Origin of the sequence: Salinivibrio sp. IB574, assembly GCF_001996205.1 — a bacterium.
Classification (GTDB): Bacteria; Pseudomonadota; Gammaproteobacteria; order Enterobacterales; family Vibrionaceae; genus Salinivibrio; species Salinivibrio proteolyticus.
Genome location: NZ_MUFN01000007.1, coordinates 71003 through 92504, shown reverse-complemented (window position 1 = coordinate 92504; position 21502 = coordinate 71003). Strand labels below are relative to the sequence as shown.

The window sequence follows — 21502 nt, the reverse complement described above, 5'->3', positions numbered from 1 at the left end:
CGTCTCTGGCGTGTAACACCTTCCATATTCCGTATCCTAACCAATAAAATTAGTGACTTTAATCACAATTGAAAGGCGTAGCTGCACCAAAATAGAGCAATTGTACCATTATCAGCGCTGGATCATAGTTTGTGACAGACCAGTTACATACACTTGCGTACAAGGATAAACGCGGCAAAGCCGCACTCGCTGTAAAGGACCTTCTCGCTATGTGGATCCCGTCAAAACTTACCCGTCCCGGCCGTCTCTACAATGCCATCTTGCGCCCGCGCGTATTGGATATCCTCCAACAAGCGCCACATTACAAATTGGTGTTGTTCCGCTCGCCGGCAGGTTACGGCAAAACCACCATGGCCGCACAATGGCTCGCCGATCAAAATCATGTCGGCTGGTTCAGCATTGATGACAGCGACAACGACAGCTTCCGCTTTATCAACTACCTGTTGCAAGCATTAAATAAAGCGACCCACGATGGGTGCCCCAATACCGTTAAGCTAGCAGAAAAACGCCAGTTCTCATCCCTGCGTGCGCTGCTCTCCGATGTTTTCGCTGAGCTGGCTGGGTTACAGTCCACCTGTTATCTGGTATTGGATGACTACCAATTGATCGACAATGAAGACATTCATGAAGCAATGCGCTTTTTTATTAAGCACATGCCCGATAGCCTGACTTTGGTGGTGACCTCGCGCGCGAATCCGCCGCTAGGGACAGCAAATTTGCGGGTTCGCGATCTGATGATCGAGATCGGCAATGAACTGCTTGCATTTGATAATGAAGAGACCACCCGCTTTTTTAATCAACGTGTCGCCGATGGTGTCGACGAAACTACCGCAAGCACCCTCTGTGCCTACGTCGAGGGCTGGCCATCTGCCCTACAGTTAATTGCGATTCAGGCTCAGCATCAAAAACGGACCCTGATGCAAAGTGCCGCCTCCTGCGCGAGTTTTAACCATGCCCACCTGTGGGATTATTTGGTCGAAGAAGTGTTCGATCTGCTGGACAGTGAAACCCGTCAGTTTTTAATGCAAGTTTCCGTGCTGGAAATGTTTAATGACGAGCTGGTCTTTGCGCTAACCGAGCGCGAAGACGCGCTCGGCATGCTCGAGTCGCTAAATCGCTACGGCTTATTCATCTATCCGTTGGAAGGAGACAATAACTGGTTCCGCTTCCACCATTTATTCGCAGAGTTTCTCGCCCATGAGCGTCAAGCACGGATCCCTCAACAGCAACAACACTTAAACCGGCAGGCATCATTGGCTTGGCTAAAGCTGAATACGCCCCATCAAGCATTGCGCCACGCCCGCTACGCCGAAGACGATACCTTGATGGCGGATATCCTCAATCAGCACGGTTGGCGTATGTTTAATCGTGGAGAGCTCTCGACCCTAGAGGCGGCTATCGGCCAAATCAGTAATCAGTTGCTATTCACCTACCCCAACTTAGGTCTGCTACGCGCGTGGTTAGCGCAGAGTCAACACAGATATCATGAAGTCGGCGAACTTCTCGCAGAAGCAGAGCAAGCCTACCAAAAACGGAATATCACGCTTGATATTGATTATCAGGGAAATGCCAACGCGTTACTGGCCCAAGTTGCCATCAATCGCAACGATCCTGACCAAGCGATGACGCTGGCCGAGCTGGCACTTAGCCAACTCGATAGCGCGAACTATCGCGGTCGCATTGTCGCCACATCCGTGGTGGGAGAAGTAAATCACGTGGTTGGGCAGCTTGATCGCGCCCTGTCTATGATGCAGCAAACCGAGAAGCTCGCGCGCCAGCATCAAGTGTACCACCAAGCGTTATGGGCGATTTTACAACAAAGCGAAATTTTGCTCGCACAAGGCTACGTGCAAGCTGCATTCGAATTGTTGGATAGCGCCGATAAATTGATTGAAGATCAGCAGCTCCACCAAGTCCCTTTGCATGAATTTGCGCTGCGCTTGCGGGCACAAATTCTATGGTGCTGGCATCGATTGGATGAAGCCGAAGTCTGTGCGCATAAAGGACTTCGCGTGCTGGAAACGCAGCCGCCGAGCAAACACTTGCACAGTTATTCCATGCTGGCTCGCGTCGCGATTAGCCGTGGTGAGCTCGATAAAGCCTCAAAGTATATCGACCATATCGAACACCTTCTTCGTGAATCGGTTTACCACGTAGACTGGACCGCCAATGCCTCGCTGTCACTACTCTTATACTGGCAAGCCAAACATGAGCTCACCAATATCGATGAATGGCTCCATCAAGCCGTGCGTCCCGACACTGCCTGTAACCATTTTTGCCAACTGCAATGGCGAAATATTGCCCGTGCGTACTTACAACTGGGACATCATGACAAAGCCCGCGAGGCGTTGGCCTTCTTACGTAAAGAAGCCGACCGCGCATGCCTAGTCACGGATAAAAACCGCAACCTGATTGTGGAAGCCGTACTCGCCAGCCGAGAGCAGGAAGAAGAATATGCGAAAACCTTACTGCAAGAGGCGCTTACGCTAACCAACCAGACCAGCATGGTGGGTAACTTCTTAATCGAAGGCGAGGCGATAGCGCCCTTACTACACCAATTGCTTCAACAGCAAGCACTCGGAGCATTAGAGCGTCATCGCGCTCAGCAACTGCTGAAAGAAATTGCCAGTCATCAGCGCAGCCGCGCCGTTCACTTTGATGAGGATTTCGTCGAAAAATTGGTGAAACACCCCAACGTCCCCGAGTTGGTGCGCACCAGCTCGCTCACGCAACGCGAGTGGCAAGTCCTTGGGCTCATTTATTCGGGCTTGAGCAATGAACAAATTGCTCAAGAGCTCGATGTCGCCGGTACCACCATCAAAACGCATATCCGTAACCTTTACCAAAAGCTGAATATTGCAAACCGCAAAGAAGCGATAGTCACCGCAGAAAATTTACTGCAACTGATGGGAAGTTAACGGATGAAACCTACGCCTTTGGCTGTTCGCTAAGGGCGTAGACGCTGATTATTCTCCGCCTACCTTTCGTGATACGTTATTGAATTATTGAAATATTTTCTTATTCATAAGTTGATTTATAACGCGATCACAGTTGGTACATTTCACCTTTCAGTAAGCTTGGCCTCCCTACAAAACATAAAGGTCAACCTAATGAATCATCTGTTAAATAAACATCCTCTTGCACTGCCTTTTACGATTGCCTCGGCGATTGTATTAACAGGCTGTCCGTTAAATGACGATAACCCTGACGTCGATACCAACCCAACCGCCAGTGTTCGTGATGCGGGCACCAGCGATGCCAGTGTGCTATTTGCTGACGCCGATACCCTGCTCACTCATCAAACCAACGCCACCTCGCTCACCTTGTATTACTCCGCTGATGGCACGATGCGCTATAACCCGGACACACAACAGGTGGAAAACGCCACCGCGAGTGTCGAATCCACCCTTGCCACGCGTGATCATTGGCAGACATCGTTTCCCCATTTGCAAGGTAACGTCAAAGGGTTCGATTTTGACTTTGTTGACGCTGATATTGCGCTGAAGCAATGGCTTAAAGGGCAGCTTCTCGCTATCGCCAAAGACGGTGATACCGTATTAACCGCAACCGATGTGCAACCGGCCCGCGCGCTCGATGCCTTGTACGCCGAACACGCCGAAAAACTTAACTTTGGTGCCATCCCTGACGCTGGACACACTGAATTTCGTTTATGGGCCCCTACCGCACAGCAAGTCTCGCTGGTGCCCTATCAATCGGCGAGCGAACAAAACGCGCCCAAACAGCGCCAAACGCCCATTAAAATGGACTTCGACGCCGAGTCAGGAAGCTGGCATGTTGCCACCACGGCGCTGAATCATGGCGACTATTACCGTTATCAACTGTCGGTCTATCACCCTGCCACACACCGTGTCGAGCGTCTCGAAGTCACGGATCCTTACTCACATAGCTTGTCGACCAACTCCAGCTATTCACAGGTGGTCGATCTGAATGCGCCCGCGCTTAAACCCAGTGGTTGGGATACGCTGAGTGCGCCTCACTCGCAGCAAAATCCCGCCAACAGCGTGATTTATGAGGCGCACGTGCGTGATTTTTCCGCGCTCGATCAATCCACTCCCCAAAATCTGCGCGGCAAGTACCTTGCTTTTACCCAAAACACCACTGAGCCGGTCAAACACTTAACCGCGCTCGCGCAATCTGGGGTTACTCACTTACACCTGCTCCCCGTGTTTGACATTGCCTCCATCAACGAGGACGCGGCGCAACGTATCGATGTCACCGACCGCTTCTCCACGCTATGTGACAAAGTCCCCTCACTGAAAGATACCCCAAGGCTGGCCAGTGAGTGCGACAACAATCAAACCATCCAAGCGGCTTTAACGGATTTAGCCACCCAAGACAGTGCTGACACCCCCTATGTGCAAACGGTGATGGCGGCGATGCGTCAATACGACAGCTTTAACTGGGGTTACGATCCTTTCCATTACACTGTGCCTGAAGGCAGTTATGCGACCGACCCTGAAGGCACCGCGCGAATCCTCGAGTTTCGTAAAATGATCATGGCCATCAAACAAGATATCGGCATGAATGTAGTGATGGACGTGGTCTACAACCACACCCACCAAGCAGGCTTAGGGCCCTATTCTGTGCTGGATAAAGTCGTGCCTTGGTATTATCAGCGCCTTAACCCCGTCACTGGGGACGTTGAGCAATCCACTTGCTGTTCCAATACCGCGCCTGAGCATCGCATGTTTGCCAAACTGATCGATGACTCGATTGCCACTTGGGTGAAAGACTACAAAATCGATGCCTTCCGTTGGGACTTGATGGGGCACCATCCGCTGGCCCAGATCGAGCACACACTTGCCGTTGCCCGCGCCATCAATCCAGATGTGTATTTCTATGGTGAAGGTTGGAACTTCGGTGAAGTCGCCAACGATCGCCAGTTTGTCCAAGCCACCCAAGCAAATCTTGCAGGCACAGGTATTGGCTCATTCTCTGACCGACTTCGTGAWGCGGTTCGTGGCGGCGGTCCGTTCGATGGCGGCGAGTACCTGCGCAAAAACCAAGGCTTTGGTAATGGTCAATGGGTCGCCCCCAATGATTTGCAACAGCAAAACAGCGGGGAAAGAGCCAGTGCCCTGCATAATGCCGACCTAGTTCGTTTGGGTATGGCGGGTAACTTAAAAGATTTTCAGTTGCAGATTGCCAATGGTGACGTCGTGCGCGGGGACGAAGTCGATTACAACGGTCAACCGGCTGGCTACGCGCAAGATGCTTGGGAGATTCAAAACTATGTCTCCAAGCACGACAACCAAACCTTGTGGGATAACAATCAATACAAATTCCCTTACGCCATGCCACTTGCGACACGCGTCCGCGCCCAAGCCGTGTCACTCTCCACTGCCCTGCTGGGACAAGGGGTGCCTTTTATTCACATGGGCAGCGAACTGCTTCGTTCAAAATCCATGCAACGTGACTCGTACGACTCGGGCGATTGGTATAACCGCGTCGACTTTACCCAACAAACCACGCAGTGGGATCAAGGGCTGCCACGTGAAGATAAAGACGGCTACAACTGGCCGATGATTGAAACCGTGATTGCCAATCACAACAGCGAGGCCAAACCAACACCAAAGGCAATCAGCAACATGGACAGCTACTTTAATGAGCTGGTGGCGCTGCGTGCGTCGTCAGGGCTGTTCCACTTAGGCCAAGGCAGCGTGATTAACCAACGTGTCAGCTTTCACAACACCGGCGCCTCACAAATGCCAGGGCTAATTGTGATGCAGATTGATAACAGTGGCAGTCTGCACGACAGCACAATTGATGCAACGCGTGACGGCATTATCGTCGCGATCAATGCCTCAGGCACGGCGGTCAATGACTTTGCCAACATCGACGCCAACGGCTATCAGCTTCACAGCTTGCAAACCAATGCGGGCAACAGCTCGATCGCGTATAACCAACAGGCCGCTCACGTAACCAACGGCACACTCACCATCCCCGCGTGGTCCGTCGCCGTATTCGAGAAACCTCATCAACCTTAATCGTATTGGGGGGGGGAGTGCAGCTCCCCTCTTATAATTCCCCCTACCCCACAGGATGAATGTCGGTATAATGCGCGTCTCAGCTTTTATCGATGAATAGCATTATGATCAAGAACCTGGTCTCAACTTACCTTAAAGGCATGGCGATGGGCGCTGCGGATGTGGTTCCTGGTGTCTCTGGCGGTACGATCGCATTTATTACCGGTATCTACACGCAGTTGCTTGAGAGTATTCGGCGTATCACGCCGCGCCTTTTTACACTATGGCGCCAAGAAGGTTTAAAAGCAGTCTGGCAACATGTTAACGGCACCTTTCTTTGTGTACTCTTAGCCGGCATTCTGACCAGCATTGCCAGTTTGGCAAAAGGGATCAGTTGGATGCTCACTCATCATCCCATTCCGCTTTGGTCGTTTTTCTTTGGCCTTATCATTGCCTCGGCCTTTCACATAGCCAGGCAATTACCAACGCCTAAGTTCACCGTTAAAACCCTTATCGCCGGTGCGCTAGGGGTTGGATTTGCTTATTGGATTACCGTCGCCAGCCCACTTCATTTGACCGCAAGCCCGGCGACAGTGTTTCTCTCCGGCGCGATTGCCATATGCGCTATGATCCTGCCCGGTATCTCCGGCAGCTTTATTTTGCTTTTACTTGGCATGTACAGCCCGATTTTGAGTGCGGTTCATCAAGCGCAATTTGGCTTATTGGGATTATTCGCTGTTGGCGCGGTGACTGGCTTATTGACCTTTTCGCATCTATTGTCATGGCTGCTGCGCCGCTATTACGCACTGACCCTCGCGTTTCTGACCGGCCTGATGTTAGGCACCTTGGGTAAGATTTGGCCTTGGAAACATACCCTCACTTGGCGCACGAACTCATCCGGTGAACAAGTACCTCTGGTGCAAGATAACCTCTTGCCCGGCGCTTATGAGGCCGTGGTGGGACATCCGGCACAAGTTGGCCTTGCGGTGATTGCCATGATAGCGGGCTTTGTGTTGGTATTGCTGTTGGAGCGCTTTGCCCCCAGTCAGGACTAAATCATGGACTCTTCTCTCACCGACTCACGTAGTGGTCATCGCCTGCTGACGATTGCAGGCATTGTCGCAGTATTTGCGCTCGCATTCAGCGCACCGACATGGTTAAACACTCTTGCCGATTGGATAGAGGGAGGCTCAACGGCCTCTCTTAACCATTGCTCATTAAACCAACAAACCTGCCATTATCAAGGCTATCAAGCCAGTTTATCTGACCCGACCGTCCACCCCATGCACGCTAACACGCTGACCTTCACAACATCACAACCTCTTAATAGCGAAACCCTATTAGTTAAGCTAAAAGGTGTTGAGATGAACATGGGAGAATATCGCCTAGTGCTGAATCAAATAGACGAAACGCACTATCGCGGCGATTTGATGCTTCCAGTCTGCACTGAGCAGACCATGACGTGGGCAGGAACCATTACGGTGCCAGATCAGGGTCAAACACAATTTCCGATCAAAGTGACCATGGAGCGACCATGAGCAAAAAAGCATGGCTAGTGGCATTATTTGCGGTTTGTTTGGGGTTAGGCGCTCGCGCTTACTATGACAGTTATCAAGTGAAGCAACAGCAAGCACAGGCTGGCGCCTTACAATCAGATGGGCAACCCTTCAACCTTTTCAATGAAGCCGATCCTCGGCCCCGAATTGTTTATTTTGGTTACACACACTGCCCAGATGTGTGCCCCACCTCGCTGGCGGTATTATCGGCGGCGCTCAAGTCACTGCCGCAATCGACACAAGATGCGGTGTCACCTGTCTTTATTACACTGGATCCCAAGCGGGATACCAGTGAAAAGGCGGCCGAATATGCCCATTTCTTTCATCCGGCCATCACAGGTGTGAGTGGCAGTAACGAACAAATTGATCAACTGGCGAAGCGATACGGCGTTTTGTATCGCATCACCGAGCTGGAAGACTCCGCCATGGACTATGCCGTTGACCATAGCTCATACTTTTATTTTCTTTCTCCGAACGGTGAGCTTTTAGAAAAGGTGCCCCACACCTTGAACCCTCAAATGATCACCGCCGCTATTTCTCGAGTGACTGACACCAATAAGGAACCATAATGTCGTTTTTTCGCCTTTTTATCTCAGCCATTGCACTTTTCACTGCATCTTTCAGCCATGCTCATGGTGAATTTTTTATCCATGACGCCTATGCGCGCGCCAGTGCACCGGGCGCCCCTAACAGTGCCGCCTTTATGGTGTTAGACAATCAAAGTGATGTGCTCAAACGTGTTGTTAGTGCCCAAACTCCTGCGGCAAAACGCGTTGAGCTACACGAACACGCCATGGCAGGTGGCATGATGAAAATGCGTCAAATCCCACAAATTCTGGTGCCCAGCGGCGAACAAGTTGTCCTTCAGCCGGGCGGCTTGCATGTTATGTTGTTCGACTTGGTGAAGCCTCTGAAAGTGGGCGAACAGATTTCCCTCACCCTGAGCACTGCTGATGGCCATTCACTGACCAAGCAAATTCCAGTGAAATCTGTCATGGGAGGCATGCAGCACCATAGCGATGAAGGAAATCATCACCACCAATAGCGTTTAACACGTCTTAATGGATGAGTCACACAGCGCGTTAAATGTTAACTGTGTCAAGGTATGGCCGCCAAGTTGAGGATTCAGCAGCAAAATCTCCTATCACCGTCTATGGTAAAAGGTAGTCGCGCTTGCGCGTGACCCTTTTGACGTGATTGCTATCTCCAACAACAATAGCGAGGTTCTCTATGAAAATCCGTCCAATGGCGCTAGCAGCAATAGCTTCAACCGTGTTGCTCGTCGGCTGTACTAGCAACACTGCACTACAACAAAGTGTTGATGATTTATCCGCGAAAGTCGATGCGCTGTCTAACGACGTTTCCATGATGAAAAATGACTCTCAAATGGCGTATGACGAAGCAAAACGCGCCAACGAACGCATTGATAACATGGCGCAGTCTTATACAAAATAAGGCAAGATTGAAAGATAAAAACGGCGCCTTCGCGCCGTTTTTTGTTTATCCGTGATTACCTCATTCTGTCACTAAGGGGTATCCGCTCTCACCAGATCAGACGCGTTTGTCAGGCCTTGCTCATTGAGCGTATGCCACACCTTCAACTGCAACGGGCTCAGCTCCGCCACTTCAATTGGCACCCCTTGTTGCACCGCCAGTGCGGCACGATAACGTCGCGTGGAAATATCCATTCGCTCAAGTTTGGCAATAATCGCCGGATCGGGGGGCAGGAGAATACGTTGCTGGGTTTCTTTCTCCGTACGCGACAGTGGACGATGAGCTTCCACCATAATTCGTCCATCTGGTTCAATGCTGACCTTGGTTGCCGTATCAATGATCCGCACGGGCGTGTTGACATCCACCGCCTCAAAAAGCCAAGCCACATCATCAGGCCGCAACCGGATACAGCCGGCACTGACGCGTAAACCAATACCAAATGACTTATTCGTACCATGAATTAAATACTCGCCATTCCCATAGCCAAGCCGCAGTGCATGACGTCCTAACGGGTTATCGGGACCAGCAGGGACCACGTCTGGTAACACAATATTGCGTGTCCGCTTATATTCCTCTCGAATACTTTGCGGCGGCGTCCACGTCGGGTTTTGGCGCTTTTGGCTGACGTAAGTTTGCATCACGGGCGTCTCACGGCCAATTCGCCCGATGCCAATCGGAAAAATATGAACCCGCGGCTCTTCCTCCGTCGCGTCATTCTCTCCTTGAGGCTTGGGCGGATAATAATAGAGCCTGAGCTCCGCCAAGTTAATCACAATCCCTTCGTAGGGCGTGTCGGGCAACAGATGCTGCTGGGGGAGCTTGATCAGTGTACCGGGCTCTGGCAAGTACGGATCTACGCCGGGGTTTAGCGTCAATAATGCTAAAAAGCCGATATCATACTGTTTTGCAATGGCTTCAAGATGCTCGCCTTCTTGCACCTCGTGCATGGAGGCATAGCCGACAAGCCGACTGCCATCCAAAGGTAACGGATAGCTCACCGCCCATGCAGGGGAAACGCTCAGTCCCCAACCGATGGCAAGCAACCAAAGCGCATGATAAAAACGCTTAAAAATACATCCTTGCGCCGGCTGCGCCTTCAAATTCAATATCGCCTTTCTCCTCCCAGTACCATGTGGTACCGGCTTCCGCAAACAACTCTACATCACCGGTGCCTACGGGAAGTGTCACCCCTAGCCCAGCTCTCGGTCCCCACTGATGGGTAGAATCGTCCACCCACTGACCACCAGCATAGATATACATGGGCGCATATTCCATCCGGCCTAGCCATTCCCCTAAATTCCACGTCCCGTCGATCGCAATCCCAAACTTATCGATCCCAGCTTGAATTTTAAATTGGTCTTGCTTGATGGTCACACCGGACATCGGCGACCCCAGAAAAACGCCGGCCGCCAAGCCATCAGCTGCCCGAGCCGGAAAAGAAATCGAAGCGGCAAGTAAACATGCCGAACCACATAGCCAAGCTATTGTTTTCATTATCATCCATCGAGTTCATGTCACAGAGATACCTAGCACTGCAATTACCGTTCCAATTTATAAGCTTCAATGCGCCCGAAACCGGTCATACTTCGACCAACATTGGTGTACTCATCATGGCTTTTGCCTTTTATCGGGTAAACATAGAGGCAAATCTCTGCCGCCACTATCAAGCCGACGCCTGCATTGCCGATATCTCTTTTAGTGGCAGAACTAGACATACTTCGCCCAATCATACCGACTTGTGATGAGAAAGTGCGCACAGAGTGGCGTTTCTCTCTGATTTATTGGGCGATTTGGGTGATATAATGCATACTTTATGACGTGCGATAAATCAGTCGTGTTTTGGTAGGAGTGGCTCGTTTTTGTTAGATGATCTCGTCTCGCTCGCGCTTCGACAATTTCAACAAGATTGCGTCAAGCTTTGCGAACATCATTACCCCACGGTGCATAACCGCGGGATGCGTGACCCACACATGGGTAAAGCACTGGCACGTCGTTTAATGCGCGTGTTGGAAGCGCACGACCGCCCCGCTCAGTTTCACTTGCTTGATGACAGTCGTCCCCACAGCCAAACCGTTTACCAACTGCAACTGGATGGCGCCGCGGTTTACATTCTTGCTCACCGTCTACTCAGTGGGAATTTGGCCTGTCGTGATGCACTGGTGCGCGATGTCGCATGGTTGCTCAACCACGGTATTACCAATCCGGCCGAGCCCGGGCGAGTGATCATTGTCAGCGACCACTGGATAGATAGAACCAATGCCAGCAAAGCGATTCCTTCTTGGTGGCTAGGCCATCAACCGATTCATGCCGACTCATACCGCGCGCAAGGGATTAAACTGACCAGTGCGACCACCAGCCTCGCCGAGACCATCGAACCATTGGGGCTGACCGACGGACGCTATCGCATTTTCCACCCTTTGTTTCGTAAAAAAGATGGTCTGCCGTTGCATAAGTACCTACTACTCACTGCCACCTTTCCGCTCGGTGTCGAAGAATAACTCTTACTCGCTTGGCTTGTACCACACCGATTGGAAATCGAACCAACCGACTGCGTTCGATGCCACATCTTGCAAGTCTGGCGTGGCAACCACACCCGTCCAGATATGAAATAACGGCACCACCTGCTGGGCAACCAGCTCACGCGCCAAGGCTTCAGCGCAATCTGGCTTAGCCTGCTCACGCCAACGGGTAGTGTAATAGGTAACCTTATTTAGCAACTCGTCGGTGAACGCATGCAAGAAAAGATCGTGATTACCCAACCAATTAAATAATCCTTCTTCCCCGCGGATCCCAAAACTGATCGCCCCTAACCAGATGTCGATTTTTCGGCTGTATTTCCCGCCAAAATACGCATCTGGCGACAGCGCCATGGTTTCCACTTGAATGCCTTCTTCGGCCAAATGCGCTTCAATGGCAGTTGCGATCAGCGGATAAAGAGGATGGTCCGCCAAATAAGCCACACTCAATCGCGTCGGGCCCGGTAGCTCTGGCATCGATACCGGCTGGGTGTGATGGATCCAACCGGGCATCAAACCATAAGCATTAAACAAGCGGTACTCACCCATCCCGTTCGCGGCTAAACGCGGCAGCAATTGCAAGGAAGACAACTTGGCATGCAAGTAAGCACGCCAGCGTGCACTTTTCGCCAATCCATCACGACAATTGAGCATCAAATACCCTGCCCCTTGGTCCATTTCAAGCTTTTGGCTTAACGCAGCTGGCGGCTTAACCGCATAGTCCGGCATACGATCCGTACTCGGGGTGAGATAACACATGGCCGCTTCATCAAACACCAATGATCCGCGCGGCAGGTGATGTCACGTTAGCGATGTGGGCAAAAAACCGCCGAGACGATAGCGCAGACAAACTCGCCACCACATCGTCTTCACGCATCATACGGCCATCATGAAATCGCACGCCGGGGCGCAGATAAAAGCGCCAATGGGTATGGCTAAGCGCCTCCCAATGGTGAGCTAAATCCGCACAGACTTGCTTATTACCCTCTTGGTATTTCACCAGCCCGTTAAAGATTTGCCCCACCAAGTGCTCTTCAGAACGGCGCAAGGGGGTACGCGGATCAAGGCTTTCAAGCTGACGATAATACGGCAAGCGTACAATCTGGCGACCATTTAAGGTGCTCGGCCCCAATTGCTTTTGGATCAACGCCGCAAGCTTGGTCGAATCGTTATCCAAACAGGCGAGTGCTTGGTCCATTTTGCCCTGTGCTAACCAATGGGCCGCTTGCTCGTCACGCAGGGCTGACTCGGTACGCAAAAACGTCAGCCGTGACAATTTGCCTCGCCCAACGGATGGCGCCCACGTCAGCCAATGCTGCTCCTCCAACTTATTCAGGACCATCCGCGCGTTACGCCGTGTACACACCAAAATATCGGCAATCGCCTGTAACGTGGTATCCGAATCTTCCCCGTTAAAGTGATGATAAAGACGGGTAAATTGTGCGCGTAGCCGCTGTCCAGACATAAAAGGGGAACCTAAAGGCAGTATCAGTCATTATTGATACTTCCTATTTTACGCGACAACGGACAGTCCGTCTGCCCAGTTTGAACGCAATCAGATCGAGGCTGTGATCTCTGGCAGGCTTTATTTTCGCGTGCTGTAGCGCAGCGATTGTTATTTCTGCTCACTCCGCTATGATGCCTGTTGATTGTTGTTATCGCATGTGGTGTTTATGGACGCGTCTGAAATTATTTCCCATTTTGAAGTCAAGCAACGTTGGATGGCCTGCCATGTTAAACAAGCCCAATATCCAACCGCTGAGAGCTTGGCCGGTTTCGAGCGCTACCATGCCGAAGAGACGTTACCCACTCCTGCGACTCGGCCATCTGCCCCAGCCCACGCACCCTTGACACTTTATTGGGTCGATAACCATCCATTGATGCTGCAATACGCCAAGCTACAAGCGGCACAGTGGCCGGACGATGCCCGCCCCGACATGCTTGCTTACTTCGCGCAGCTTGCTCTGCATGATGGTGTAGAAATTGCCGAAGCCACGGTCTCTTTGTGCATTGGCACCCAACACGGCGAAACCTGCGCCGCCGCCATGCGGGTAGACACCCAAGAAAACGGCCAGCCAATCAGCGGCATTTATGATCTGATTGCACCCAGTGACGACGCACGCGCACAACTTCTACGCGCAATGATGGAGGCGACTGACGACAACCGCCAATGGGTAATTGCCGGTTAAATCTGACGCTTAAGCGACTTGAAGACGCTCGTCATTCAACAAGCACTTCACGGGAAAGAGAGTGTTGTGTTTGGAAACAAAAAGCGGTTTCTTCTGTGAGCACTTCTAAGTTAAGAAGTGCTCTCTATGAAGGTTCTGGACAGAAGTTACTTAGAGCCCGAGCTTCAAATAAGTAACTTCGGATTAGCTGAAGTTCGTCAAGTCAGCCTAGAATTGAACTCAGAGAGCCTATTAAGTCGACGTAGTTCAACAACGAAGAGGCCGCCACCTTAGATATACGGCCCCAAGCATACTACGGGTAGTAAACCTTATTCACATGAGCTTCAAGCGTTTGGATATCGTTTAACAGATCCTTGAATGGAGATGGTAGGTCGCCAAAAGGGAACATGTCAGACATGGCCACCCAATCCTGTTCATAGTGTTCCAACATCTCTTGAGATTTAGGGGCAAGAAGCAACGGTCCATTACGTGCAGCGTTACATTGACCTTGATTGATTTTGTAATGAATATCGCAAAATTCAACAAGGTCATCCATTAATGCTTTATCTTCGCACCAGGTACTATTTTTGTTGTGCAATTGCAAAATGTCATAAAGGTGCCTTGCATATTTAGGGCGTGGTTTTTCGGACATCAAATTGCAATGAACAGCAAACATTTTTTCTAGAAGCGTTCGCTCTGGCTTAAGGGCTACAACTGGAAATTGGGGTTCTTTGAATGCCGAAATATAGTCACCCAACATATGGGAAATGTTCACCAGCTCTACGGGATTGTTCTGTGACAGGCTCCCTGTTTCTAGCAGCACGCGCCGAAGAACTGCGTCGCCCTCTTCCATTACGGAAGGATAATGAATAGCGAGGTGAAGCGGCTCATCACTTTCAATTTCGACCTCAACTCTTCCATCTAGTTTTTTCAGCGACTTAGTCAAAGGTTCAATCAACTCCTCCTTTACAAACTCCCGCGCTTGGTCATCGATCGCCTGTGCCTCATCGTACATCTTGCCTCGCCCACGCTTTGGGTGGCGGTCGATTTCCTTCGCCCCGAACAAGTCCATCGAAAACGAGAGATCGATATCTTCCGACATCCTATTTATCAAGCCGTGGCATTTCGATAGTGAGGTACCGCCTTTAAAGATGAAAGGTTCTGGGCATCGCGAAGCTAGCTTTGGTGCAATATCGACGTACAAAATCTTAAGGATACTGGTGACATAGAAGTCTTTCTCGATGATGTACGCTGGTAGCTGCTGGGGGTGGGCTTGGGAAGCCGCCAAGAGAGCTTCTTGGCGGTTTGCGTCGTTTTCTTGGAAAAATGGGTTCACGATTGGGTCCTAATCAAAGCTACGGGTTTGAAAAATTCTTTGGCCCATGCCATAGAGGGAGGTAGTGCAGAGATAAATTTTACCTGTGATGCCGGATCAAATGCTTCTTGGAATTTCTTCGTTAGCTCTGTGGCATATAGCGAGGTAGCAGATTTTTCCAAGTAGGAAAGGGCACTCCACATCAATAACGCGGTGCGTTTTGTGTCTTTGTCAGCAACCTTGAAATGGTCAGCAAAGTAATGCAGCGACTCCTTGTACTCAAACTTGACTGATTTTTGTGTCAACTGAGCACGGGTTCGAACTGACACATAGTAACTAGTTACCATAGGCAGTTGGGTATCCAAACCCAACTGGTTAACTGCAGCCGCGCCAGCAGGCACGACGGTCGCATTTTTCGACTTGGTTACGAGCTTCACAATCTCAGACGTTTCCAATGGTAATGGACCAAATCGAGAGACTTTTGGACGATAATAGGTACCGTTTGCTAGGCGAGCGACCTTATTGTTGCTTATCAAGCGTTGAAGCGCCTTGCTGGCAGCTTGCCTCTCTTCGTTGGACAGGCTGTACTTGCAGGCTACCTGATGCAGTGTGAAAGGCTTACCAAAATGACGCTGGTTGACATAATTAGTCACCAGTTCCGATATCTTTTGGGGACGTTTTCCTGTGGATGTGTCCGTTCTAAAAGTCATACGATCACCTTTTTGCAATAGCGTGCCTACTATAAATATGCCATGTTTTGTCCAAAACTGCCAGCCAAATCCAGATGCTTTTCAAGATGCTTTTGTCCAAAGGTGCCAGTCAATCTCTTCTTTGCAAATCGTCTTGCTTTGATTAAGTGGGCAGAGCTGATTGTGCATCAAATGTCACTCAATTCCCATACTACGCAGCATGATGACAACTATCGGCTCGGCAGGAATAAGAAAAACTAAGCCTAATCTGTAATCGCTTTCAGTTAATGAGTACCTTAACTAAAGAATAAAGGGGCAAAAACAACTTAAGCAACCTATAGCTTGCTCCTAGTTACCAGCTTGAGATGAGGGAAAAATAGCCAAGCTGGTGGCCTGACTGTTTGGGTTGAGGCAGGTTAAATCCGCTTTAAAGGCTTAACCACGCTTTCTAAGCCTTCAACTTTTAATGCTAAGCACAATTGCATCAGCTCCCCGAGCTCGCCGTCGGGGAATTCCGCTTTGTTTTGAAACCACAGTAAGTATTCTTCAGGCAGATCAATCAATACACGGCCTGCGTATTTGCCAAACGGCATACGCATATTGGCCAATTTAATCAGTTGCGCTTTGTCCATGAAGCATTCCTTATCGATTACGCCGTGGCTTGTTGGGGGTTCTCACGCTGCTGAGCAATCATTTCAAGCAACATGGTTTCACGGACCAGCGATTGCCCGGCTTTGTCGCTGTTTGCCATCACCGCTTTGTTGTGCGCGATCGCGTGAGACAAATTCACCCACACAGGCCGCATGCCGTTATGGATCTCGTAGTGCTCAAACGTGGGAGTGCCAAGCTCTCGATCGACTTGGCAGTAGAAGCAGTAAGAAAACATGTGCATCACATCGGCGCCGTCACGATACCAAGGGCGATATTCTTCAAAGCAGCCAAACGGGCGAATATCACGAATATGTTGTGCACCCGTTTCTTCTTGTAGCTCGCGGATCATCCCCTGCTCTGCGGTTTTCCGACATCCAGATATCGTGAAGCGACTCTTTCATTCTTGGCTGAACAGACTTAGGTACTTTGTTCAACACATTCGCGGTCTTGTGTACCCAACAGCGCTGATGACGTGTGGTCGGCCAGTGTTTGGCGGCAGCATTCCAAAAGCCCAGCGCACCGTCACCAATCGCGAGTTCAGGCGCGCAGGTCATGCCCTGTGAAGTCAGTTGCGACAAAGCTTCAAGCCAACTGGCCTCTGACTCTCGGTACCCGTCAACAACCGCCAACACTTCCTTGCGGCCTGTGTCATCGACACCAATAATAACCAGCAGGCAAAGCTTGTCATCCATGCGTACTTTGCTGTAAACGCCATCAGCCCAGATATAGACATACCGCCGTTTACTCAGGTCTCTTTTTCGCCACTGGTCGTATTCCGCTTCCCATTGTTGCTTGAGGCGAGAAACACTATTTGCTGACAACCCCACGGCTTGCTTTCCGTCAGCTTGAAGCGATGCAAACTGCGCTAGCAAGGCTTGGACTTCCGCTTCTATGGCTTGAGCCAACAACTGCTGCGCGCCTTGTTTCAGCAGTTCATTGAGCGGGTTGTCTGGTTTATGAAGCTCAGTAACGTTATGATTGTTGTCCATGCGGTGTACTCCTTGTTGGTTGTTGATCTGGCGAGATCAATCAACAGGTTACACCGCATTCTTTTTTGCTTATACACCAGAAATCACTATAGCTCTCGCTTTCGTCGCGCCTCCCGCAGGCGCATGGATTGGAACGCGCTACGCGGCGGTAATTGAAACAATGGGTCAAGGTTCCCTCTCCTTTGTCGAAAGCACGGCTAATAGAATGATAGAAAGACACCTACATGCACACGTGCCAGCTCTGGTATGATAAGAAATAACCATCACAATGCAGGACCCAACGTTGGCACCGATCAAACCGGTTATCACACTGGCAATCATCATCGTTATCGCCCAAATTCCAGATATACACCAATTCATGGTGTGGGACCGAGCCGAAATTGAAGCCGGACAGTGGTGGCGGATTATTACTGGCAACCTCACACATACCAACATTAAGCACCTCGTGATCAATCTGGCTGGTCTCGCTGCGTTGTACGCGCTGCATGGGCGTCATTACGATGAACCGCTCATGATGCCGATCGCAGGTATGATGTTAATGATTGGGTTAGTGATGTTTTTAACGCCATTTGACTGGTATGCGGGGCTATCAGGCGTTTTATATGGCCTGTTTGCTTGGGGATGTGTTAAAGACATCACCAACAAATTCCCACCAGGGAAATTACTTTTAGCTGGGCTGGTGATTAAGCTGATATTTGATAGTGCAAACGTCGGAATGGGCATTACCGAGACATTAATCGAGGCTAATGTGGCACATCAAGCGCACTGGGCAGGGACGTTAGTTGGGGTTGTGTGTGCGATATTCTCATCACGTAAGAAAAAAACGTAGCACAGCACAGGTCGCTCATTCTATCAGGGTCGATTGGAATGTGCTCAGGCCACCTGAATCGTTCAATCATCGATATCATGGTGGCCTGAAAATTCGTCAATCTAATTGGCAAATACTGATACTATTTACCCGCTTTTGTGAACGGTGCCATGGCATTTAAAAACCGACGTCGCCATATAAAAAGCAATGCAAATAGCCCTAGCTCAATGCCAACGCTACCACCACCACCGTTGCTACGTTTCGCATGCTCAGCATCGATTTGCTCAATCAAATCATCGATTTCATCATCAATTAACTTTTGATGCTTAAAATTCGATAGCTTAACGTGACTATCTGCTTTATCGCTGTGTTTCGAATGCGTATATACCATGCGAACTATATTGCGTGCTTCGAGTAGTTTGAGTTCCAGCGCTGCCTCTTTTATTGTCGATAGATCTTTAATATACAAGGTGTCTGTCTGTTCATCATTAACGTAAATTTTCAAGTTATCTAATATAGTATTTGAATCAATCGCGTAGATAAAACTCAGCTCGCCTCGTGGCAGATCTTCGAGGACCAACTCAGACACATTTCCTTTTTCTAGGTTTAGGGCGCTTCTTAAATACTGCCCTTCCACTCGCCAAGGGTGATCATTCGTATGTGCTTTATGCTCAGGCAATGTGCTAAGGTAATTTTTAACACTGAGGTCGACGCTTTGTAAGGTGTGATAATCTAACTGACTGAACACCTTACCTGAATGAAAGTCAGCTGATTCGATCTCGAGCATCACACTGCCTTTCTGATAAGCTGATAAGGAAAAATTCGTCGTAATTTGACATTGTTGTTCAGGAGCTAAACTGTCGCCACAGGTGTTCTCTGTTATAGACCCAAGCCCATTTCTACCATCTACTTTCACTTTGGGATTGTTAAGTTCAATGAATTCACCAGAGATATTGGTAAATGAAAATGTGTGTGAATAGTCGCCGGGAGGTACAATACCAAGATCATTACGCCGACGGTATGAAAGCCCTCTTGTATTATCTTCTATCCATTCTTTATAGTGACTGATTTTGGTATACACGCCTGGGTTTATGCCACATTTATAACCCCAACTCACGATCCCCATTTGTCGGAGCCCATCATTACTGTCATAAAATAGTGGTCCGCCACTATCTCCCATACAGGTATCTTTATTCATCTCACCCGCACAGAAGACACCGTCACCCAGTGTTTTGAATCCTTCATGCGCTGACTTACATTGCGCCATTGGAACGAAAGGCAATTGAACTTCATGAAGTACGGTCGGTTGGTCACTACCTCGGCCTTCCTTATACTGACGGTAACCAAACCCAATAGCGGTGAGAAACTGATTACTGTCTAACTCGTTAAAATTAGTTTCATTACCCAGCATCGCCGATTGCTGATTCATCGCCTTCGTTAACTCTAAGATAGCGATATCATGACCTGCACTCACATGGCCAGGCTGATAGTCAGGATGCATATAAATATGACGAACCTGAGCGCGAGGTGACGCAGACAAATCATTCATGTCATAAGCGTTAAGAATGACGTCGAAGTTTTGTGGTTTTTCATTGACTAGGCAATGGGCAGCCGTTAATACATAGCGCTCTGCAATCAAACTACCACCACAAAAAGGTGAGTTTTTATTCACACGTGTCAAAGCGGCCATATAGGGCCAAGCATCGGGGTGTGATTCCTTCCCACCGATGATCTTAGCTGTCAGCTCAGAGTCCATTCCAGAAGCCATTAAAGGAGAAGATGCAAGCAGTATTGCGCCTGATACTGCCGATAAAAGGGTGTGCTTCATAGATACCTCAAAATAACCACTTTACAAGTGGGAACGTTACCAAAAAAGAGCGTGCAAATAGTCCCTCCTTGTTTGAACCGCAACAATGTTGCTCAACGGTTCAGTCAACAAGTTTGATGCGTTCACGTCTCAATCAGAAAGAGGTCGAAAAGTAACCCGTTATCGTTCAAAAAGTGGCCGCAGGCTCGCTCCAGGCGCAGTAAGATATAGCGATATGATCATTTRGTCAACAAATATTGACCACAAATCTATCCAAGTAGCCTTAATAAAAAAAATAACCACGAAAACAGTGCCTTAAAGCAACATGATTTAAGGCACTGTTTGCTCGATTCAGTGTACCTTCTCTGACTGATCGGCATGAGGCCACGAGAGAAAGATAATTTTGATACGATGATGCGGGGCACAGACGCATGAATTCACAACGACCATTGGTGAGAAAGCAAGCATTCAAAAATTATGGTTGGTTTTTTAAAGGCTTAACCACGCTTTCTAAGCCTTCAATTTTTAATGCTAAGCACAATTGCATCAGCTCCCCGAGCTCGCCGTCGGGGAATTCTGCTTTGTTTTGAAACCACAGTAAGTATTCTTCAGGCAGATCAATCAATACACGGCCTGCGTATTTGCCAAACGGCATACGCATATTGGCCAATTTAATCAGTTGCGCTTTGTCCATGAAGCATTCCTTGTCGATTACGCTGTGGCTTGTTGGGGGTTCTCACGCTGCTGAGCAATCATTTCAAGCAACATAGTTTCACGTACCAGCGATTGCCCGGCTTTGTCACTGTTTGCCATCACCGCTTTGTTGTGCGCGATCGCGTGAGACAAATTCACCCACACAGGCCGCATGCCGTTATGGATTTCGTAGTGCTCAAACGTGGGAGTACCAAGCTCTCGATCAACTTGGCAGTAGAAGCAGTAAGAAAACATGTGCATCACATCGGCGCCATCGCGATACCAAGGGCGGTATTCTTCAAAACAGCCAAACGGGCGAATATCACGAATATGTTGTGCACCCGTTTCTTCTTGTAGCTCGCGGATCATCCCCTGCTCTGCGGTTTCACCCTCGTCAATACCGCCACCGGGTAACGAATAATCATCATAGCGTGCGGTGTACATCAAAAGGATCTCATCCCCTTGCAGCGCAATCGCGCGGGCCGCATGGCGTGTGATAATGGTTTTGTTGTCGAGCGGTAACACGCGCTCATCGGTGTGTTGGGCGATAATCTGCATAAAGAACTCAGGCAATACGAAAGCAAAGCGCGCGAGTATAACACACTCGCACGATTCGCCGCAGCGCGTTGCAAACCGCGAGCGCCGTTACGCCAAGGCGGTGCCTTCTTCCCGAACCCATTGCTCTTTGCTATCCAGCGTGGTGCTAAAAAACCCGTATGGACGAATTTATCGACATTATTGACAGACTCGCCCGTGCAAGTAAGGTTAATCCTGTGACGACGCGAGACCTTTTGCGTATACTGCCCGCCCTTACCGATTAAGACAGAGA

General features: G+C 49.7%; 21 protein-coding genes and 2 pseudogenes. 10 read left to right on the top strand and 13 right to left on the bottom strand.

Annotated features, from left to right (window positions below; all coding sequences use genetic code 11):
- Positions 1 to 209 precede the first annotated feature (209 nt).
- From malT to BZJ17_RS05280, 7 genes are all read left to right on the top strand, one after another.
- Positions 210 to 2918: an HTH-type transcriptional regulator MalT gene (malT, locus tag BZJ17_RS05310; RefSeq protein ID WP_077640026.1), complete on the top strand. Its 2709-nt coding sequence runs from the start codon at positions 210 to 212 to the stop codon at positions 2916 to 2918.
- A gap of 192 nt (positions 2919 to 3110) precedes the next feature.
- Positions 3111 to 6008, top strand: a complete 2898-nt coding sequence (pulA, locus tag BZJ17_RS05305) for a pullulanase-type alpha-1,6-glucosidase (RefSeq protein WP_077640025.1) — start codon at positions 3111 to 3113, stop codon at positions 6006 to 6008.
- Between the two features lie 104 nt (positions 6009 to 6112).
- Positions 6113 to 7042: a DUF368 domain-containing protein gene (locus tag BZJ17_RS05300; protein ID WP_108743782.1), complete on the top strand. Its 930-nt coding sequence runs from the start codon at positions 6113 to 6115 to the stop codon at positions 7040 to 7042.
- 3 nt (positions 7043 to 7045) lie between these two features.
- Positions 7046 to 7525, top strand: coding sequence for a hypothetical protein (locus tag BZJ17_RS05295; protein ID WP_077640024.1), 480 nt, complete (start codon positions 7046 to 7048; stop codon positions 7523 to 7525).
- Positions 7522 to 8112, top strand: coding sequence for an SCO family protein (locus BZJ17_RS05290; protein WP_077640023.1), 591 nt, complete (start codon positions 7522 to 7524; stop codon positions 8110 to 8112). The genes BZJ17_RS05295 and BZJ17_RS05290 overlap by 4 nt, the downstream gene beginning before the upstream one ends.
- Positions 8112 to 8588 carry a copper chaperone PCu(A)C gene (locus BZJ17_RS05285; protein WP_077640022.1) on the top strand — a complete coding sequence of 159 codons (477 nt, stop codon included), beginning with the start codon at positions 8112 to 8114 and terminating at the stop codon, positions 8586 to 8588. Before BZJ17_RS05290 ends, BZJ17_RS05285 begins: the two co-directional genes overlap by 1 nt.
- Before the next feature lie 185 nt (positions 8589 to 8773).
- Complete coding sequence (locus BZJ17_RS05280) at positions 8774 to 8998, top strand: LPP leucine zipper domain-containing protein (RefSeq protein WP_069590383.1); 225 nt, start codon at positions 8774 to 8776, stop codon at positions 8996 to 8998.
- A 71-nt stretch (positions 8999 to 9069) separates the two neighbouring features.
- Here BZJ17_RS05280 and BZJ17_RS05275 read toward each other — a convergent pair whose 3' ends face one another.
- Genes BZJ17_RS05275 through BZJ17_RS17180 form a run of 3 tightly spaced genes read right to left on the bottom strand, consistent with a single transcriptional unit; the run spans position 9070 to position 10752 of the window.
- Positions 9070 to 10059: a L,D-transpeptidase family protein gene (locus BZJ17_RS05275; protein ID WP_241836764.1), complete on the bottom strand. Its 990-nt coding sequence runs from the start codon at positions 10057 to 10059 to the stop codon at positions 9070 to 9072.
- Positions 10060 to 10102: 43 nt separating this feature from the next.
- Positions 10103 to 10531, bottom strand: coding sequence for a hypothetical protein (locus tag BZJ17_RS05270; protein WP_069591194.1), 429 nt, complete (start codon positions 10529 to 10531; stop codon positions 10103 to 10105).
- A 44-nt stretch (positions 10532 to 10575) separates the two neighbouring features.
- A complete protein-coding gene (locus BZJ17_RS17180) occupies positions 10576 to 10752 on the bottom strand; it encodes a hypothetical protein (protein WP_157893160.1) in 177 nt (58 codons plus the stop codon).
- A gap of 144 nt (positions 10753 to 10896) precedes the next feature.
- Between BZJ17_RS17180 and BZJ17_RS05265 the strand changes: the two genes are divergently transcribed.
- Positions 10897 to 11535 (top strand): hypothetical protein, encoded by a 639-nt coding sequence (locus tag BZJ17_RS05265; protein ID WP_077457360.1) that lies wholly within the window; start codon positions 10897 to 10899, stop codon positions 11533 to 11535.
- A gap of 3 nt (positions 11536 to 11538) precedes the next feature.
- Here BZJ17_RS05265 and BZJ17_RS17390 read toward each other — a convergent pair whose 3' ends face one another.
- A complete protein-coding gene (locus tag BZJ17_RS17390; RefSeq protein ID WP_241836763.1) occupies positions 11539 to 12330 on the bottom strand; it encodes a hypothetical protein in 792 nt (263 codons plus the stop codon).
- Entirely contained in the window at positions 12323 to 13018 is a 696-nt protein-coding gene (locus tag BZJ17_RS17385) for an SgrR family transcriptional regulator (RefSeq protein ID WP_241836762.1), read from the bottom strand. The genes BZJ17_RS17390 and BZJ17_RS17385 overlap by 8 nt, the downstream gene beginning before the upstream one ends.
- 208 nt (positions 13019 to 13226) lie before the next feature.
- Here BZJ17_RS17385 and BZJ17_RS05255 point away from each other — a divergent pair, with 208 nt between their 5' ends.
- A complete protein-coding gene (locus BZJ17_RS05255; RefSeq protein WP_077640021.1) occupies positions 13227 to 13742 on the top strand; it encodes a hypothetical protein in 516 nt (171 codons plus the stop codon).
- 292 nt (positions 13743 to 14034) lie between these two features.
- On the opposite strand, the gene BZJ17_RS05250 is transcribed toward BZJ17_RS05255, so the two are convergent.
- The 5 genes and pseudogenes from BZJ17_RS05250 to BZJ17_RS05230 form a co-directional block, all read right to left on the bottom strand.
- Positions 14035 to 15057, bottom strand: coding sequence for a nucleotidyl transferase AbiEii/AbiGii toxin family protein (locus BZJ17_RS05250; protein ID WP_077640020.1), 1023 nt, complete (start codon positions 15055 to 15057; stop codon positions 14035 to 14037).
- Positions 15054 to 15746: a DUF6088 family protein gene (locus tag BZJ17_RS05245; RefSeq protein ID WP_077640019.1), complete on the bottom strand. Its 693-nt coding sequence runs from the start codon at positions 15744 to 15746 to the stop codon at positions 15054 to 15056. The genes BZJ17_RS05250 and BZJ17_RS05245 overlap by 4 nt, the downstream gene beginning before the upstream one ends.
- Positions 15747 to 16141: 395 nt before the next feature.
- Positions 16142 to 16357, bottom strand: coding sequence for a DUF3820 family protein (locus BZJ17_RS05240; RefSeq protein ID WP_077640018.1), 216 nt, complete (start codon positions 16355 to 16357; stop codon positions 16142 to 16144).
- Positions 16358 to 16374: 17 nt separating this feature from the next.
- Positions 16375 to 16728: pseudogene (locus tag BZJ17_RS05235) on the bottom strand (NUDIX domain-containing protein); the annotation flags it as partial.
- Between the two features lie 7 nt (positions 16729 to 16735).
- Positions 16736 to 17365: pseudogene (locus BZJ17_RS05230) on the bottom strand (transposase); the annotation flags it as partial.
- A gap of 268 nt (positions 17366 to 17633) precedes the next feature.
- On the opposite strand from BZJ17_RS05230, the gene rrtA reads away from it, so the two are divergent.
- Positions 17634 to 18194: a rhombosortase gene (gene rrtA, locus BZJ17_RS05225; RefSeq protein WP_077640016.1), complete on the top strand. Its 561-nt coding sequence runs from the start codon at positions 17634 to 17636 to the stop codon at positions 18192 to 18194.
- Between the two features lie 121 nt (positions 18195 to 18315).
- On the opposite strand, the gene BZJ17_RS05220 is transcribed toward rrtA, so the two are convergent.
- The 3 genes from BZJ17_RS05220 to BZJ17_RS05210 form a co-directional block, all read right to left on the bottom strand.
- Positions 18316 to 20001, bottom strand: a complete 1686-nt coding sequence (locus tag BZJ17_RS05220; protein ID WP_077640015.1) for a serine protease — start codon at positions 19999 to 20001, stop codon at positions 18316 to 18318.
- Between the two features lie 454 nt (positions 20002 to 20455).
- On the bottom strand, positions 20456 to 20674 hold the full coding sequence (locus BZJ17_RS05215; RefSeq protein ID WP_077640014.1) for a DUF3820 family protein: 219 nt from the start codon (positions 20672 to 20674) through the stop codon (positions 20456 to 20458).
- Between the two features lie 17 nt (positions 20675 to 20691).
- Positions 20692 to 21231 carry an NUDIX hydrolase gene (locus tag BZJ17_RS05210; RefSeq protein WP_077457206.1) on the bottom strand — a complete coding sequence of 180 codons (540 nt, stop codon included), beginning with the start codon at positions 21229 to 21231 and terminating at the stop codon, positions 20692 to 20694.
- Between the last annotated feature and the right edge of the window lie 271 nt (positions 21232 to 21502).